This window comes from Metapseudomonas cellulosilytica, assembly GCF_049334135.1.
Lineage (GTDB): Bacteria > Pseudomonadota > Gammaproteobacteria > Pseudomonadales > Pseudomonadaceae > Metapseudomonas.
Window position 1 is genome coordinate 385,633 of the sequence record NZ_JBHZGN010000002.1, and the last position, 14,877, is coordinate 400,509.

General features: G+C 65.7%; 17 protein-coding genes. 7 read left to right on the forward strand and 10 right to left on the reverse strand.

Translation table 11 applies throughout. The features are described from left to right. The first annotated feature begins 8 nt into the window (after nucleotides 1-8). Together ACFW0H_RS03905 and ACFW0H_RS03910 are read left to right on the forward strand one after the other, a co-directional pair. Nucleotides 9-590, forward strand: a complete 582-nt coding sequence (locus tag ACFW0H_RS03905) for a TMEM165/GDT1 family protein (RefSeq protein ID WP_422912653.1) — start codon at nucleotides 9-11, stop codon at nucleotides 588-590. Between the two features lie 146 nt (nucleotides 591-736). Beyond that, a complete protein-coding gene (locus ACFW0H_RS03910; protein WP_422912585.1) occupies nucleotides 737-1,180 on the forward strand; it encodes a ketosteroid isomerase-related protein in 444 nt (147 codons plus the stop codon). On the opposite strand, the gene ACFW0H_RS03915 is transcribed toward ACFW0H_RS03910, so the two are convergent. Together ACFW0H_RS03915 and ACFW0H_RS03920 are read right to left on the reverse strand one after the other, a co-directional pair. Beyond that, a complete protein-coding gene (locus tag ACFW0H_RS03915) occupies nucleotides 1,181-2,164 on the reverse strand; it encodes an NAD-dependent epimerase/dehydratase family protein (protein WP_422912586.1) in 984 nt (327 codons plus the stop codon). A gap of 105 nt (nucleotides 2,165-2,269) precedes the next feature. Further along, on the reverse strand, nucleotides 2,270-3,088 hold the full coding sequence (locus tag ACFW0H_RS03920; RefSeq protein WP_422912587.1) for a M48 family metallopeptidase: 819 nt from the start codon (nucleotides 3,086-3,088) through the stop codon (nucleotides 2,270-2,272). A 173-nt stretch (nucleotides 3,089-3,261) separates the two neighbouring features. Between ACFW0H_RS03920 and ACFW0H_RS03925 the strand changes: the two genes are divergently transcribed. Further along, nucleotides 3,262-5,403, forward strand: a complete 2,142-nt coding sequence (locus tag ACFW0H_RS03925; protein ID WP_422912588.1) for a methyl-accepting chemotaxis protein — start codon at nucleotides 3,262-3,264, stop codon at nucleotides 5,401-5,403. 280 nt (nucleotides 5,404-5,683) lie between these two features. Here ACFW0H_RS03925 and ACFW0H_RS03930 read toward each other — a convergent pair whose 3' ends face one another. Genes ACFW0H_RS03930 through ACFW0H_RS03940 form a run of 3 tightly spaced genes read right to left on the reverse strand, consistent with a single transcriptional unit; the run spans nucleotide 5,684 to nucleotide 6,765 of the window. Beyond that, nucleotides 5,684-6,298, reverse strand: coding sequence for an SOS response-associated peptidase (locus tag ACFW0H_RS03930; protein WP_422912589.1), 615 nt, complete (start codon nucleotides 6,296-6,298; stop codon nucleotides 5,684-5,686). Nucleotides 6,299-6,322: 24 nt separating this feature from the next. Beyond that, nucleotides 6,323-6,583, reverse strand: a complete 261-nt coding sequence (locus ACFW0H_RS03935) for a putative signal transducing protein (protein WP_422912590.1) — start codon at nucleotides 6,581-6,583, stop codon at nucleotides 6,323-6,325. Next, complete coding sequence (locus ACFW0H_RS03940; protein ID WP_422912591.1) at nucleotides 6,583-6,765, reverse strand: CPXCG motif-containing cysteine-rich protein; 183 nt, start codon at nucleotides 6,763-6,765, stop codon at nucleotides 6,583-6,585. Before ACFW0H_RS03940 ends, ACFW0H_RS03935 begins: the two co-directional genes overlap by 1 nt. A 106-nt stretch (nucleotides 6,766-6,871) precedes the next feature. Here ACFW0H_RS03940 and ACFW0H_RS03945 point away from each other — a divergent pair, with 106 nt between their 5' ends. Beyond that, nucleotides 6,872-8,035, forward strand: a complete 1,164-nt coding sequence (locus ACFW0H_RS03945) for a 1-acyl-sn-glycerol-3-phosphate acyltransferase (protein ID WP_422912592.1) — start codon at nucleotides 6,872-6,874, stop codon at nucleotides 8,033-8,035. Between the two features lie 63 nt (nucleotides 8,036-8,098). Here ACFW0H_RS03945 and ACFW0H_RS03950 read toward each other — a convergent pair whose 3' ends face one another. After that, nucleotides 8,099-8,383 carry a hypothetical protein gene (locus ACFW0H_RS03950; protein WP_422912593.1) on the reverse strand — a complete coding sequence of 95 codons (285 nt, stop codon included), beginning with the start codon at nucleotides 8,381-8,383 and terminating at the stop codon, nucleotides 8,099-8,101. A 233-nt stretch (nucleotides 8,384-8,616) separates the two neighbouring features. Next, a complete protein-coding gene (locus ACFW0H_RS03955) occupies nucleotides 8,617-9,198 on the reverse strand; it encodes a YajG family lipoprotein (RefSeq protein ID WP_422912594.1) in 582 nt (193 codons plus the stop codon). Between the two features lie 177 nt (nucleotides 9,199-9,375). Between ACFW0H_RS03955 and ACFW0H_RS03960 the strand changes: the two genes are divergently transcribed. Together ACFW0H_RS03960 and mqo are read left to right on the forward strand one after the other, a co-directional pair. Beyond that, nucleotides 9,376-9,609: a hypothetical protein gene (locus ACFW0H_RS03960; protein WP_422912595.1), complete on the forward strand. Its 234-nt coding sequence runs from the start codon at nucleotides 9,376-9,378 to the stop codon at nucleotides 9,607-9,609. Between the two features lie 349 nt (nucleotides 9,610-9,958). Further along, entirely contained in the window at nucleotides 9,959-11,476 is a 1,518-nt protein-coding gene (gene mqo, locus ACFW0H_RS03965; RefSeq protein WP_422912596.1) for a malate dehydrogenase (quinone), read from the forward strand. Nucleotides 11,477-11,711: 235 nt separating this feature from the next. On the opposite strand, the gene ACFW0H_RS03970 is transcribed toward mqo, so the two are convergent. Beyond that, on the reverse strand, nucleotides 11,712-11,999 hold the full coding sequence (locus tag ACFW0H_RS03970; protein ID WP_422912597.1) for a PA4642 family protein: 288 nt from the start codon (nucleotides 11,997-11,999) through the stop codon (nucleotides 11,712-11,714). 64 nt (nucleotides 12,000-12,063) lie between these two features. Continuing rightward, on the reverse strand, nucleotides 12,064-12,552 hold the full coding sequence (locus ACFW0H_RS03975; protein ID WP_422912598.1) for a hypothetical protein: 489 nt from the start codon (nucleotides 12,550-12,552) through the stop codon (nucleotides 12,064-12,066). Between the two features lie 128 nt (nucleotides 12,553-12,680). On the opposite strand from ACFW0H_RS03975, the gene dauA reads away from it, so the two are divergent. Further along, the gene (gene dauA, locus ACFW0H_RS03980; protein WP_422912599.1) at nucleotides 12,681-14,435 is read left to right on the forward strand and encodes a C4-dicarboxylic acid transporter DauA; all 1,755 of its coding nucleotides are present in this window, start codon (nucleotides 12,681-12,683) and stop codon (nucleotides 14,433-14,435) included. Here the strand turns inward: dauA and ACFW0H_RS03985 are convergent. Beyond that, the gene (locus ACFW0H_RS03985) at nucleotides 14,402-14,875 is read right to left on the reverse strand and encodes a WbuC family cupin fold metalloprotein (RefSeq protein ID WP_422912600.1); all 474 of its coding nucleotides are present in this window, start codon (nucleotides 14,873-14,875) and stop codon (nucleotides 14,402-14,404) included. The genes dauA and ACFW0H_RS03985 overlap by 34 nt on opposite strands. Nucleotides 14,876-14,877 lie beyond the last annotated feature (2 nt).

Below are 14,877 nucleotides of genomic sequence, written 5' to 3' on the forward strand. Positions count from 1 at the left end.
CCCTGATGCTGGAATCCCTCTTCGTCCCGACACTGATCGTCGCCCTCGCCGAAATCGGCGACAAGACGCAGCTGCTCGCGCTGCTCCTCGCCGCCCGCTTCCGCAAACCCTGGCCGATCATCTGGGGCATAGTCGTTGCCACCCTGGCCAACCACTTCGCCGCCGGCGCCGTGGGTTCCTGGGTCGCCAGCTTCTTCTCCGCCGCCACCCTGAGCTGGGTCCTCGCCGCCTCCTTCGCCGCCGTGGCTGCCTGGACCCTGGTGCCGGACAAACTGGATGACGACGAAGAGTCCGGCCTGAAGAAGTACGGCCCCTTCGTGACCACCCTGATCGCCTTCTTCCTCGCCGAAATGGGCGACAAGACCCAGGTCGCCACCGTGATGCTGGCCGCCCAGTACCCGCATTTCGTCATGGTGGTGATGGGCACCACCCTCGGCATGCTGATCGCCAACGTGCCCGTGGTGCTGGCCGGCAACTTCGCCGCCGACCGCTTGCCACTGGCGCTGATCCGCCGCCTGGCCGCAGCCGCCTTCGCCGCCCTGGCCGCTTATGCGGTGTACGAAGCCCTGAATCTCAGCGGGGTGCTCTGAGCGGTCGTATGGGGCGGGCGGCGCTCCGCTAGCTCGCCCCATCCTGCATGCAACGAAGTTGCCGCCACTGGCGGCATTTCGGCCAATGCCTGGGACGGCCGTACTGGTAAAGTGACGCGCTGATCCACGGCGCAAGGGAGCGCATCGTGTCACTGGACGATATGAAACGGCTGGTTCGCCAGCACATCGAACTGTCGTGGAACAAGGGCCGCCTGGCCCTTGCCGAGCAGCTGCAGAGCAAGGACTTCCTCTACAAGAGTTCCTTCATCAGCCGCCCCTTCAACAGCGCCGCCTATTGCCGGATGGTGCAGAACATCCGCGAAGCCATGCCCGACCTGGAAGTGGTGGTGGAGGAATGCATCGCCGAAGGCAACAAGGTGGTGACCTGGTGCACCCTGATCGGCAGCATCCAGAAGCCGGCCCTGGGCTATCCGCCCAGTGACAAGGTACTCAGCATCTCGGCGATGGCGTTCTGGACCATCAATAGCCTGGGTGAGGTGCAGGAAATCTGCACCATGTTCGACATGGAAAGCTTCCGCGCCCAGCTGGGCCTTTCGACCCAGCATCTGGCCGAGAAAGCCCTGCCTTAGTCAGAGATAGCCGTTGGCGCGGAACCATCCGATAGTGCGTTCCAGCGTGATCTCCAGCGGCGTCTCGGCGACATAGCCCAATTCGTGGCGCGCCTTGCTGCCGTCGAGGAACTGTCCCCCGGCCATCACCGCGATGGCAGTGTCATCCAGCTTCGGCCGTTCACCGGACAGCCGATAGCGCAAGCGCCCAATGGCTGCTATGCCCTTGGCCAGCGCCAACGGCATGGGCTGTGGCGGCGCTACGCCGAGCAGCGCTGCGATACGTTCGGTCAGCTCGGCCATCTCGATGTTCTGCCCGGTGAGCAGGTAACGCTCGCCCACCCGCCCCTTCTCCAGCGCCAGCAGCAGACCGCGCCCGGCATCGGCGGCATCCACCAGGTTGCGTCGGCCCGGCACGTAGTGAGTCATCCAGCCTTCGGCCATGGCGATGACCAGGCGGCCGGTGCTGGGCACCGCGTCGAACTCGCCCAGGCACATGCCGGGAATCCCGATGATCACCGGCAGGCCACTGCGCGCCTGTTCACGGGCCTGTTCATCCAGCGCCCACTTGCTCAGCAGGTAGGGGTTCTTCCAGCGCGGCATGCCTTCGTAGAAAAGTCCCTCATGGCCAGGCAGGCCCTCGGGATGCTGCGGCAGGGCAATGGCCGCGCCGGTGTAGAGGATGCGCGGCACATGGGCGGCCAGGCAGGCGGCGTAGAAGTGGTTGGTCTGGTCGAGGGCGCTGGCGACTTCCTCCTGCCAGCGGCGTGGACGCTTCGGGTAGCCCGCGGCACAGAAGATCACGCCATCCAGGCCACCCAGGGCCCGAGTAAGGCCGGCGTGATCCAGCAGTTCCGCTGGCCGGCACTCGGCTTCGAGGTATGCCAGTCGTTCTATCCGTGACGACGGCCGGTGGATCAGCACCAGTTGGTGACCCGCGGCCTTCACCGCGCGGGCCGCATGGTGGCCGAGCAGGCCGGTTGCTCCAAGTACGGCGATTTTCACTGCGACTCCTCATCCGCTGGAGATTCGCCACCTCGATACAGCGAGGTGGCGGCGAGCAGTCTAGAACGCGGGTTGCCGGGATGCCAGGCGCGACATCCGCAAATACTAGCGTTGCCCCTTGGCCTGCTGATACAGGGGCATCACTTTCGGGATGGCCGCTTTCAGCGACGCCATGCGCGAACCGGACGAGGGGTGGGTGCTCATGAACTCGGGCGGCGCGCCGCCACCCGCCCTTTCCATCTTCTGCCAGAGCGTGATGGCGGCATTCGGGTCGTAGCCGGCGCGGGCGGCCAGCTCCAGGCCGATCAGGTCAGCCTCGTTCTCGTTCGAACGGCTGTTGGGCAGGGTCATCAGGTATTCGACCCCGGCATTGGCCACGCCCATGCTCAACTGGCCGACGCCCAGCGCCGAGCCGATCTGGCTGGCCATCTGCACACCGTAGGCCTTGGACATGGCCTCGCGGCTGTGCTCGCGCAGGGCGTGGGCGATTTCGTGGCCCATCACCGCTGCCAGCTCGTCGTCGGTGAGCTTGAGTTTCTCGATCAGGCCGCTGTAGACGATGATCTTGCCGCCCGGACCGCAGTTGGCGTTGAGCTCGTCACTGTCGATCACGTTGGCATCCCAGGCCCACTGCGCGGCATCGGGGCGGAAGGCCGGGGTCTGGGCGATCAGGCGCTTGGCGATGGCATCGACCCGACGCGCGTTGGCGCTGCTCTTGTCCAGCACACCCTTCTGGGAGGCCTCGCTCAGGGTTTGCTGGTAGGACTGGGCGTACATCTGGTTGAGCTCGGAGGTCGACAGCATGCTGAACATGTACTGCTGACGGTCGACGCCCACTGCTCCGCCGCTGGTGGTGTTGACGGCCTGGCATCCTGCCAGGAGCAGGGCCGCGGTCAGCCCGGACAGGTAAAACAGCTTGGCCATATTGGCTCTCCATTCTTGCGAGGTCGGTAATGCTACGGTTGACCCGGAACCCCGGCAACCACGTCGCATGTAGACAAGCCACTGGCGCAATTAACTGCATGGCCGACTCAGGAAATTTCACCTTGCTGCCGATACAGGAAGCACAGGTGCAATCCTCTCGATCCGGAGCCCCCATGAAGTTCAGGTCCATCCAATTCTCCATCGCAGCCTTGGCCGGCGCGAGCGTGCTCGCCGTGGTCGCCGCCCTGGTGCTCTATGCGCTGTTCTCCGGCGCCCGCAGCCAGGAGCTGGTGCAGCAGCGGACCCAGGCGCTGCTCGAGCAGGGTATCGAACAGCGTCTGGTCGCCCTGGCCCGGGCCCAGGCGAGCCAGATCCAGCGCGAGCTGGAGTATCCGCTGACGGTGGTGAAAGGGCTGGCGCACACCAACATGCTGCTCGGCGAATCCACCGCCGGCGGCGAGCCCGCGCTGTCCCTCGGCCGGGACGAGATGTCCCGCCTGCTGCGCCAGACCGTGGTGCAGAACCCGAAGCTCCTGGACGCCTTCGCCGCCTGGGAACCCAACGCCTTCGCCGGCAGTGACGCCGACTACAGCGGGCGCAGCGGCGAGGGTTACGACGCCAACGGCCGCTTCATGCCCTGGTGGTACCGCAAGGCCGACGGCAGCCTCACCGTGGAGCCGATGGGTGACACGCTGGAAAGCGAAAAGCTGCTGCCCACCGGTGTTCGCGAGGGGGAGTACTACCTGTGCCCGAAACAGAACCTGCGTCCTTGTATCGTCGACCCGGCGCCCTACGAGATGGGCGGCAAGATGGTGATGATGTCCTCGTTCAATGCGCCGATCCTGGTCAATGGCCAGTTCCGCGGTTCGGTAGGCGCCGACCTGTCTCTCGCGTTCATCCAGGACCTGCTGAAAAGTGCGGACAGCAGCCTGTATGACGGTGCCGGCGAGATTGCGCTGATCTCCGCCAATGGCCGCCTGGTCGCCTACACCAAAGACGCCGGCAAACTCGGAGAACCGGCCGCCAGCGTCCTCGGCGCCGAAGAGATGACCAAGCTGGCCAGCCTGTCGCCGGGGCAGCAGTCGTACTCCTGGGACAAGGAACATGGCCACATCCAGCTGCTGCTGCCGTTCACCATCGCCGATACCGGCGTGCGCTGGACGCTGGTGCTGCAATTGCCGCAGGAGGCGGTCTTCGCCGAGCTCAACCAGCTGCAGGCCGACCTGGCCGCCCAGCGCGACGCCGATATATTCGGCATGACCCTGGTGGGCCTGCTGATTGCCGGCCTGGGCCTGCTGGTGATCTGGTTCGTCGGCTACGGCATCGCCCGCCCGCTGCGCCAGATGGTCGGCATGCTCGACGACATCGCCAAGGGCGATGGCGACCTGACCCAGCGCCTGCACAACAGCCGCGCCGACGAAATGGGCGCCATCGCCGGCGGCTTCAACACCTTCCTCGGCAAGCTGCAGTCGATGATCAGCCAGGTGGTGACCTCGGTGCAGAAGGTCAGCGACTCCTCCGAGCACACCGCCGACATCGCCATTCGCACCAACCAGGGCGTCCAGCGGCAACTGGCGGAAATCGAGCTGGTGGCCACCGCCGTGCACGAGATGACCGCAACCGCCCAGGACGTGGCACGCAACGCCACCCATGCGGCGGAAGCGGCCAGCCATGCCGACCAGGCGGCCAACCATGGCAAGCGCATTGTCCACAGCACCGCCGAAGCCATCTCTGCACTGGCCACCGAGATCGGCCACGCCGTGGGTGTGGTGCAGAACCTGGCCAAGGACAGCGAGAACATCAACGCCATCCTGGTCGCCATCCGCGGCATCGCCGAGCAGACCAACCTGCTGGCGCTGAACGCGGCCATCGAGGCGGCGCGCGCCGGCGAGCAGGGCCGCGGCTTCGCCGTAGTGGCGGACGAGGTGCGCAACCTGGCGCAGAAGACCCAGCAGGCCACCGAAGAAATCCAGACCATGATCCAGCAGCTGCAACACGGCACCCGCGAAGTGGTGAAAGTGATGCAGGACAGCCAGGAGAAGACCGACACCAGCGTGCAGCACGCCAACGAGGCCGCCCATGCGCTGGAGTCCATCACCCAGGCGGTCTCCGTGATCAACGACATGAACACCCAGATCGCCAGCGCCGCCGAGGAACAAAGCGCGGTGGCCGAAGACATCAACCGCAACGTGATCAACATCGGCCAGGTGGCCAACGAAGTCGCCGGCGGCGCCGACGAAGCCTCCCAGGCCAGCGCCGAGCTGACCAGGCTGGCCGAGCAGCAAAGGCGGCTGATCAATCAGTTCAGGGTGTAAGGCTGGAAGCCCCTCTCACGAGGGGCTTTTTCTTGTAGGGGCGATTTCAATCGCCAAGGGCGGCGCAGCTGCCCCTCTCAACCTCGTATGGCAGACCTTCGGCCTGCTTGGCGAATGAATTCGCCCCCACAGGAAAAGCACCACAGCCAGACCTTGCACCGTCCGCCCCCTCTCCCTTTCAGGGAGAGGGCTGGGGAGAGGGTCGATGCCCGAGCGCGGACTCCGCATGGCAGTCCTTTGGACGGCTTGGCGAATGAATTCGCCCCTACAGGTGGACCGTCTACGCCGGCGTCAGGCACTCCGGACCATCCAGCTTCGGATCGTTCACCAGGTTCGCCAGGGCCCGCTCGCGCAGCGGCGGGCCGGGCCTGGCCAGCAGTTCGAGCAGGTGCATCGGCGTCGAATCGCCCGACAGCCAGATTCGCTGGCCGTCCTCGTCCAGCACCAGGGGACGGCGCAGGTCGGCGACGGGCTGGGTGACCATGGCCAGGCTGAGGTAGGCCACGTCACCCACCGGATAGGACTCCCAGAGCGCCGCGAAGTACATGATCCCGCCCTCGGCGCTGACCCAGTAAGGCCGCTTGCGCACCCCACGCCATTCATAGAAGCCGTTGGCCGGAATCAGGCAGCGCCGCGAGCGGAATGCCTCGCGAAACATCGGCTGGTCGGCCAGGGTCTCGACCCGGGCGTGGGCGGGGGTCTTCGACAGGTCGGTGAGCCAGGCCGGCGTCAGGCCCCAGCGGGCCATGTCGGCGCGGCGCTGGCCGTCCTGCTCGCGCAGCATCAGCACCCGCCCGCCAGGGGCCAGGTTCCAGTGCGGCTGGTGGTCAGCGGGAAAACCGGGAAGGGCCGCCATTGCGGGCGACCAGCGGAACAGGGCGAAACGTCCAGACATGGGGTGGCCAGCTCGGGGCGGGTATCAGCAGAGCAGTGTGCCGGGGTAGCTGTCAGGCTCCTCACCCGGCATCGGTTGGGCCGCATTGTACGCGGCGATCAACCCGCTGGCGCGCTCGGCGTCCTCATCCTCCACCAGCAGGCCGAGCAGCCCGAACACCGGCAGCTCGCCGATGCCGCCCAACAGGTGACCGCCGGCGAGATGCGCCTCCACCCCCTCGCTGGCGAGCATGCCCATCAGCAGTTCGGCTTCGATCAGGTCCCTCGGTTCATAGATGCGCCGCATCAGTCATCCTCCCGGCGAACCTCCAGGCGGAAGTCCTGGCCATCGGTCCAGAGCAGGAACAGGATGGGCCGGCAGCAGATCGGACAGTCCTCGATATACTGCTGGTCGCCGCCCGAAAGATCGAGCACCGCTTCGGCCGGCTCGCCACAGTAAGGGCATTGGTAGTCCTCGGTTTCCAGCATCACCGCCTCCCTTGTGACTTGCCTGTATAATCGCCGGTCTATTTGAGGCCCCGCATGGCGGGGTCTCCATCCTTTTACCCAGCCGATTCCAGAACAAGAGTGACCAATGGGCGAATTTGAAGCCATCCGACCCTATGACGATGCCGAGGTCTCGACAGTGCTCGCGCGCCTGTTCGCCGACGACGCCTTCCTCGGCACCCTCACCCGCTACCGTTTCCCGAAACTGGCGGGCCCGCTGGGCTGGCTCCTCAAGCCTGTTATAGCTCATCGGCTGCGCCGGGAGTTCGCCAGCATCGACTCGGTGGCCAAGCTGCAGGACCGTATCGAGCCCTACGTCGACAACACCATCGGGCGTGCCACCGATGGCATCACCTACTCCGGCGTGGAGCGGCTGAAGCCCGGCACCGCCTACCTGTTCCTGGCCAACCACCGCGACATCGTGATGGACCCCGCCTTCGTCAACTACGCCGTGTACCACGCCGGCCTGCCGACGCCGCGCATCGCCATTGGCGACAACCTGCTGCAGAAGCCCTTCGTCAGCGACCTGATGCGCCTGAACAAGAGCTTCATCGTGCACCGCAACCTGGCCGGGCGTCGCGAGAAGCTGGCAGCCTTCCAACTGCTGTCGGCCTACATCAACCACTCGATTCGTGTGGACGGCCAGTCGATCTGGATCGCCCAGGCCGAGGGCCGCGCCAAGGACGGGGACGACCGCACCGATTCGGCGATCCTCAAGATGTTCCACATGAGCCGCAAGGACGAGCCCTTCGTCGATGTGATCCGCGACCTGCACCTGATCCCGGTCTCCATCAGCTACGAGTACGATCCCTGCGACCAGGCCAAGGCCCGCGAGCTGCAAGTCCGTGCCAGCACTGGCGGCTATACCAAGGCGCCGGGCGAGGACGACGCCAGCATTGCCCTGGGCATTACCGGCTACAAGGGCCGGGTGCACATCACCTTCGGCAGCGAGATCGGCAGCGCCAGCGAAGACGCCAAACAGCTCGCCCAGGAGATCGACAAGCAGATCCTTGGCGGCTATCGCCTGTTTCCCGCGCACTACCTGGCCTATGCCATGTGGGGCGAGCGCGATCCCGAGCTGGCCGTACCGACGGCGGCCGAGGTGTTTGGCGCCGACGAACTGGCCCGCGCCCAGTCCCAGTGGCAGAAGCGCCTCGACGCCTGCCCGGCGGAGCAGCGTCCGTACCTGATCCAGCAGTATGCGAACCCGGTGCGCAATCAGTACCGGATCAAGCAGGGCCTCCCTCTGTAGACCGGCCCTGAAATGCAAAACGGCGACCCTGGGGTCGCCGTTTTTCTTTCTTGCCGGATGCCGTCAGAGCTGGGTACTGGCCCAGGACACACCGAGGGCCACCGCCAGGCTGAAGTAACCGAATGCATAGAAGAAGCGGTTCAGGCGCTGGGCCGATTCATCCTGGACCGTGGGGCCATCGACCTCTTCCAACTCGCTCTCGGCGGCCAGGCGGGCAATGGAGCGCCGCTCACGCAGCCGGGTGGCCAGCAGCACCCAGGCTCCGGCACATGCAAAGAACAAGGCCAGGCCGTTCACGACCTGTGCGGGGTGGGCCAGAAACATGGCCCAAAGCGCCTGCAGCGACATCTTAAACTCCGCTTCAGGCGGTGCGGCCGTGCACGCAACCTGCAAGACAAGGATCTGCCCGCCCTGGTCCGGGCGGTTCATTCAACGGCGCCGAGTGTACCGAAAGCGGCTACTGACCGGGCGGTCGTTCCGACGAATGCCGTTGCACGGACGTCCTCCGTTGGCAGATGAAATCGCTTGTGCAGGAACGAAAAAGCCCGGCACAAGGCCGGGCTTCTCCATGCGAGGACGCCTTACTGGGCCAGCACCTGGCCGATGGTCGGGTCCTTGAAGGCGCGGGTCAGGGCATCGCTCAGCACATCACCCACCAGCTTGGTGTTGGTCTGCTGGTTCGGCGCGGTGCCGAAGCGCTGGTTCATCGAGGCGCCGTACTTGCCGCTGTAGCGGCGAGTGCTGTTCTGCACGTCGACGCGGAAGCTGGCACTGATAGTGGCCTCGGTGACATAGGTTTCCTTGGGCGACTGGTACTTCAGGTCGGCCAGGGTCAGGGTCAGCTGCGGCGCGTTGTAGGCGTTCGGCGAAGGGGTGAAGCCCAGCAGGCGCACAGCGGCTTCGGCCTCGGCCTGCAGGCGCGGCAGGATGTCCTGGCTCTGCACGCTGATGGCGCTGGTTTCGGCGTAGATGCCACCGCGGGTGCCGAGAACCGGCGACGGACGACCGTCGGCGACGCGCACCACCACCGGCTGGCCCTGGCCGACCGGGGTCAGCGGGCCGGTAAGTTTGGGTTGCGGGCTGAGTTGCTGCGGGCTGAGGGCACAACCGACCAGGGTCAGGCTGAGGGCGGCCAGCAGGCCAAGCAACGGGCGTTTCAGCATGCTTTATCTCTCCAGGAGTGAAGGCAAAACGGCCGGCAGTATAACCAGCCGGCAAGGGTACTGACAGAGCGCCAGCACCTCATGCAATGTCAGACAGCCACCCGGGAACCCGGTTCCTGTCATGCCCCTGTCACGCCTGCGTGGGATAACGGGCCGGTCCTGCCCGGAGTCGTACCGATGTCTCTCTTCCAGTCCCTGTTCGCCCGCCGCTCCCAACGCCGCAGTTTTGCCCTGCTGGACGCCGCCGGCCTTTGCCGTGGCCTGCACCAGGGGAGCGAATCCCCGGCCAGCGGCAAGTGGGTCGAAGTGACTGAATCCCACCTGGCCTGGATCGGCCAACCCCTGCCCGGCAGTGCCCGGGTCGCACCGGTCGTCGGACAGCCTGCGCGCGGCCGCGCGTTGGCAGCCTGACCGGCGGACGAAGAAAAGTCACACCAAGCGCCCTATTCGCCCGATTTCATCGTTATAATCGCCCCCCGATTATAAGGTCGTCTCCTGATCGGGCCTCGCAACACCGCTCCTCGCGCCTGCTTGGGCACCCGCACAGCCCCACAGAGAGCCGTCCACTTTATCGCGCTGCCATTTGATGGCTCGCCGCATCCTTCCGCCCGAAATGCAAACGCTTTTGCAGGGACGCATGCGTAACACGCACGCAGATGGAAGCGGCCTGCCCGGCGGTAGGCGATCCTTTTGAGGTTCACGACTCCAAAAGAGCGTGAGAAGACGGTTTTTCACTACTTCACGAGAGAGTGGCGAGCAAATGGCGCAAGACGATTACGAAGCAGTGGACGTGTTGCTGGTCGGGGCCGGCATCATGAGCGCTACGCTGGCGGTACTGCTTAAAGAGCTCGATCCCGGCATCAAGCTGGAGATCGCGGAACTCCGGGAATCGGGAGCCATCGAGAGCTCCAACCCCTGGAACAACGCGGGCACCGGCCACGCCGGCCTGTGCGAGCTGAACTACACGCCCCAGGCGGCTGATGGCTCCATCGACATCAAGAAAGCCGTCAACATCAACGCCCAGTTCGAGGTTTCCAAACAGTTCTGGGCCTACATGAGCGGCAAGAGCGCCTTCGGCTCGCCCAAGACTTTCATCAACCCTGTTCCGCACCTCTCCTTCGTGCGCGGCGACAAGGACACTGCCTTCCTCAAGAAGCGCTTCGAGCTGCTCAGTCAACACCATGCCTTCCGCGGAATGGAATACACCGAAGACCGCGCCACCATGGCCAAATGGGCGCCGTTGATGATGAAAGGCCGCGACGCGTCCGAAAAGATCGCCGCGACCCGCGCCATGAACGGCACCGACGTCAACTTCGGCGCGGTCACCAACCAGCTGCTGCAGTATCTCGAAAGCCTGCAGGGCACCCGTGTCAGCTACTTCCAGAAGGTCACCAACCTGACCCGTACCGACAAGGGCTGGAACGTCAGCATCAAGAACACCCAGACCGGCGCCTCCCGCGAGGTCTCCGCGCGCTTCGTGTTCCTCGGCGCCGGCGGCGGCGCGCTGCCGCTGCTGCAGCTTTCCGGCATTCCCGAGGGTAAGGGCTTCGGCGGCTTCCCGGTAAGCGGCCAGTGGCTGCGCTGCGACAACCCCGAAGTGGTCAAGCAGCACCAGGCCAAGGTCTACAGCCAGGCCGAAGTCGGCGCCCCGCCGATGTCCGTGCCGCACCTGGACACCCGCGTGGTCGATGGCAAGAAATCCCTGCTGTTCGGACCCTATGCCGGTTTCACCACCAAGTTCCTCAAGCACGGTTCCTTCATGGACCTGCCGCTCTCGGTTCGCCCGGGCAACCTCCTGCCGATGCTTTCCGTGGCCCGCGACAACATGGACCTGACCCGCTACCTGATCAAGGAAGTGATGCAGTCCCAGGAACAACGTCTGGACGCCCTGCGCAAGTTCTATCCGGAACTGAACCCGGCGGACTGGCGCCTGGAAGTGGCCGGCCAGCGTGTGCAGATCATCAAGAAAGACACCAAGAAGGGTGGTGTCCTGCAGTTCGGCACCGAGCTGGTCTCCTCCGAAGATGGCAGCATCGCCGCCCTGCTGGGCGCGTCCCCGGGTGCATCGGTGACCGTCTCCATCATGCTCAACCTGATCGAGCGTTGCTTCGCCGAGCAGGCCCGCTCCGAGCAGTGGACGGCCAAGCTGAAGGAAATCTTCCCGGCTCGCGAAAAAGTCCTGGAAAGCGATGCGGCCCTGTACCGCGAGGTCAGCGCCCGTTCCGACGAGCGCCTGGGCCTGACCAGCGTCGGCACCGCAGCCCAGAGCATCGCCTGAGCTTCGGCAGTACGCTGAACGAAACCGCCCTTCGGGGCGGTTTTTTTTGCGCCGCCTCCACCAGCCAAGGGTGGATCACGCTTCACCGATCCACCATCGCGGTCCGGCCTTGGCCGCGTTGGTGGATATAAAAAGCGATATCCACCCTTGGAACTGCCCACTCCACCGACTACGCGGCGTATCTCGCCCACAAAAAAGCCCGCTCGATGGCGGGCTCTTTCAACAACGCAAGGGATCAGCCGCGCGCGGCCTTGATCACCTCGATGTAGGGCTCGGCCTGACGCTGGTCCTGGATCAGGGCGATGAAGTCATTGCCCTTTTCGTCCTTGGCATTGAGGTCATAGCCGGCCTGGACGAAGAAGGTCACGAAACGCTCGAAGTCATCGATGCGCAGGCCACGGTAGGCCTTGATCAGCTTGTGCAGCGAAGGCGGCGTGGCATCGGCCGGCTCGACCGCGAGGAACAGCTTGATCGAGTCATCGGAGATTTCTTCGCCAATCACCTGTTTCTTGTCTTTACGCATCGCTCACTTCTCTCGGGCCGGGTATCACGGGGGCGGGCAGTTTACCTCCGGCCGGCCTTCGCGCTCAACGCAGGCGTACCGCGCCGCTGTGCAGATCGGCCCAGACGTGACCATTGGGGTAGCTGAGGAACTGGCAGTAGACGGGCCCGTTGCGCAACAGGTCGAGCACCGCCGCGTACTGCGCCAGAGGGTAATTCAGGCTCAGTACCCGGCTCTGCGGGTCGTAACTCGGCTTCTTCAGGCTCTTACCTTCGACGTCGAACTGGATCACCACCTGGCGGACATCGGCCCCCTTGCTCAAGGGCTTGCCCTTCAGACGCACCAGGGCGGGCGAGCTGATGGGGATCGGCTGCTGGTTGGATTGGCGCTGGCTGCCCAGCACCACGGAATATTCGGTGATCTGGATCAGTTGCTGCTGATCGGGCTGTTCCTGGCGCAGCGACAGGTCGTCCGGCGGCAGGAACTGGGCATGCATGGGGGCGTTTTCGGCGGCACCGACGGGCAGGCTCAGGAACAGGGCCAGACAGGCCCCGAGACGCAAGGGAACAGGCATCGGCAACTCCGGATTCGGGCGGGCGCACACTCTAGCACGGGCCTTTCGGACGCTGGCATTCGATCCTCGCCGACTTACCGGCCCCCGGCCCGCACCCTATACTCCAGGCCTCTGCCACAGGAGTGACCATGTCCCGATACCTGCCCCCCCTGTTCGCGGCCGCACGTCAGACCCTGCGCGAGGGCTATTCCCTGAACGCCCTGCGAGGCGACGTGGCCGCCGGGGTCACGGTCGGTATCATCGCCATTCCCCTGGCCATGGCGCTGGCCATCGCCGTCGGCGTGGCCCCGCAGCACGGCCTCTACACCGTGCTGCTGGCCGCCCCGCTGATCGCCCTCACCGGCGGTTCGCGCTTCAACGTCTCCGGCCCCACCGCGGCCTTCGTGGTGATCCTCCTGCCCATCACCCAGCAATTCGGCGTGGCTGGGCTGCTGCTGTGCACCCTGATGGCCGGCGTGATCCTCATCACCATGGGCCTCGCACGCCTGGGTCGCCTGATCCAGTTCATTCCCTATCCGGTGACCCTGGGCTTCACCGCCGGTATCGGCATTGTCATCGCCACCCTGCAGGTCAAGGACCTGCTCGGCCTGCAGCTGTCCCAACCACCGCAGAACTATGTGGACCAACTGCGCCTGCTGGCCGAGGCACTGCCCACCACGCACCTGGGCGATACCCTGGTGGCGGTTGCGAGCTTCGCCGTGCTGGTGATCTGGCCGCGCCTGGTGAAAAAGGTGCCGGGGCACCTGGCGGCCCTGGCCCTGGGCGCCCTGCTCGGCCTGCTGCTGGAGGCCCTGGACGTCCCGGTCGCCACCCTGGGCGAGCGCTTCAGCTATGTGGTGGATGGCGTCAGCCATCCCGGCATCCCACCCTTCCTCCCGGAATTCGCCTGGCCCTGGCAGCTCCCCGGCCCGGATGGCCGGCCCCTGGGCCTGTCATTCGAACTGATCCGCCAGTTGCTGGCCCCGGCCTTCGCCATCGCCATGCTCGGCGCCATCGAATCGCTGCTCTGCGCCGTGGTGGCCGACGGCATGGCCGGCACCCGCCACGATCCCAATGCCGAACTGCTCGGACAGGGCCTGGGCAACCTGGTTGCCCCGCTGTTCGGTGGCATCACCGCTACCGCCGCCATTGCCCGCAGCGCCGCGAACGTGCGCGCCGGGGCCCGCTCGCCCATCGCCGCCATCATCCATGCCGGCGTGGTGCTGCTGGCCATGCTGTTCCTGGCGCCGCTGTTCAGCTACCTGCCCATGGCCGCCCTGGCCGCACTGCTGCTGATGGTGGCCTGGAACATGAGCGAGGCGCGCCACGTGGCGCACACCCTGCGCATCGCACCACGCAACGATGTGGTGGTGCTGCTCACCTGCCTGGTACTGACGGTCCTGTTCGACATGGTGCTGGCGGTGGGCGTCGGCCTGCTGCTGGCGGCCGGTCTGTTCATCAAGCGGATGAGTGACCTCACCGATACGGCGCCCCTCCCCCACCACTTCCACGAAGCCCTGCGCGAACTGCCCGAGCAGGTGCTGGCCTACGCCATTCGCGGGCCGCTGTTCTTCGGTGCTGCGGAAAAGGCGCTCAGCGTGCTGCGCCGCTTCAATCCGGAGGTCAAGGTCGTGATCGTGGAGATGAGCGCCGTGCCCATGCTGGACATGACGGCGCTGGCCGCCCTGGAAAACCTGCTGCACGACTATGGTCGCCAGGGCATAGGACTGGTGCTGGCAGGCACCTCACCGCGTGTGCGGCTGAAACTGCGCCGCGCCGGCGTCCACCGCGAGACCGGCCGCCTGGCCTATGTGCAATCGCTCGACCAGGCGCGAGCAAAGGCCCTCCAGTGGTTGGAGGGTGACCAGCATCAAGAGAACAGCGAGCGCATCCAGGCGAGATAACCGGCCGCGCCCGGCTCACCCTCGCGGGGCGCCCAGGCTGGCTGCTCGCCCTCGCCCACGGGGCGGTAGGGGCCGGCCTTGCATTCGAAGAGCAGGCTGTCCGGCTCCAGCACCACCAGGGCATGGAACACGCCCGGCGGCAGGTCGACGCCCACGCAGTCGCCACCGGCCACCAGCTCGCGCTTATCGGTGACGTTGCCGTCCTCGTCGAAAATCAGCAGGCCGAGGCGACCCTTGAGCACCAGCAGGCCTTCCGCCTTGTCCGGGGAAAGGTGGCGATGCGGCGGGATGTAGGTCTCGGGCTGCAGCCCCACCGCCAGACGGTGGCAAGGCTCTTCCATGGCGTGGAAGTTGTGGTGCTGGCGCTTGCGCGGGCTCGCCGCGGCCTTTTCGGCCAGTTCGGCGAACAGCGCCTGATCAAGGAAACGCGGCGCGCTCATGG

Coding starts and splice junctions, on each gene's coding strand:
- ACFW0H_RS03920 (WP_422912587.1), bottom strand. CDS start 3,088: ATGGCCAAGCTGTTTTACCTGTCCGGGCTGACCGCGGCCCTGCTCCTG.
- ACFW0H_RS03925 (WP_422912588.1), top strand. CDS start 3,262: ATGAAGTTCAGGTCCATCCAATTCTCCATCGCAGCCTTGGCCGGCGCG.
- ACFW0H_RS03930 (WP_422912589.1), bottom strand. CDS start 6,298: ATGTCTGGACGTTTCGCCCTGTTCCGCTGGTCGCCCGCAATGGCGGCC.
- ACFW0H_RS03935 (WP_422912590.1), bottom strand. CDS start 6,583: ATGCGGCGCATCTATGAACCGAGGGACCTGATCGAAGCCGAACTGCTG.
- ACFW0H_RS03940 (WP_422912591.1), bottom strand. CDS start 6,765: ATGCTGGAAACCGAGGACTACCAATGCCCTTACTGTGGCGAGCCGGCC.
- ACFW0H_RS03945 (WP_422912592.1), top strand. CDS start 6,872: ATGGGCGAATTTGAAGCCATCCGACCCTATGACGATGCCGAGGTCTCG.
- ACFW0H_RS03950 (WP_422912593.1), bottom strand. CDS start 8,383: ATGTCGCTGCAGGCGCTTTGGGCCATGTTTCTGGCCCACCCCGCACAG.
- ACFW0H_RS03955 (WP_422912594.1), bottom strand. CDS start 9,198: ATGCTGAAACGCCCGTTGCTTGGCCTGCTGGCCGCCCTCAGCCTGACC.
- ACFW0H_RS03960 (WP_422912595.1), top strand. CDS start 9,376: ATGTCTCTCTTCCAGTCCCTGTTCGCCCGCCGCTCCCAACGCCGCAGT.
- mqo (WP_422912596.1), top strand. CDS start 9,959: ATGGCGCAAGACGATTACGAAGCAGTGGACGTGTTGCTGGTCGGGGCC.
- ACFW0H_RS03970 (WP_422912597.1), bottom strand. CDS start 11,999: ATGCGTAAAGACAAGAAACAGGTGATTGGCGAAGAAATCTCCGATGAC.
- ACFW0H_RS03975 (WP_422912598.1), bottom strand. CDS start 12,552: ATGCCTGTTCCCTTGCGTCTCGGGGCCTGTCTGGCCCTGTTCCTGAGC.
- dauA (WP_422912599.1), top strand. CDS start 12,681: ATGTCCCGATACCTGCCCCCCCTGTTCGCGGCCGCACGTCAGACCCTG.
- ACFW0H_RS03985 (WP_422912600.1), bottom strand. CDS start 14,875: ATGAGCGCGCCGCGTTTCCTTGATCAGGCGCTGTTCGCCGAACTGGCC.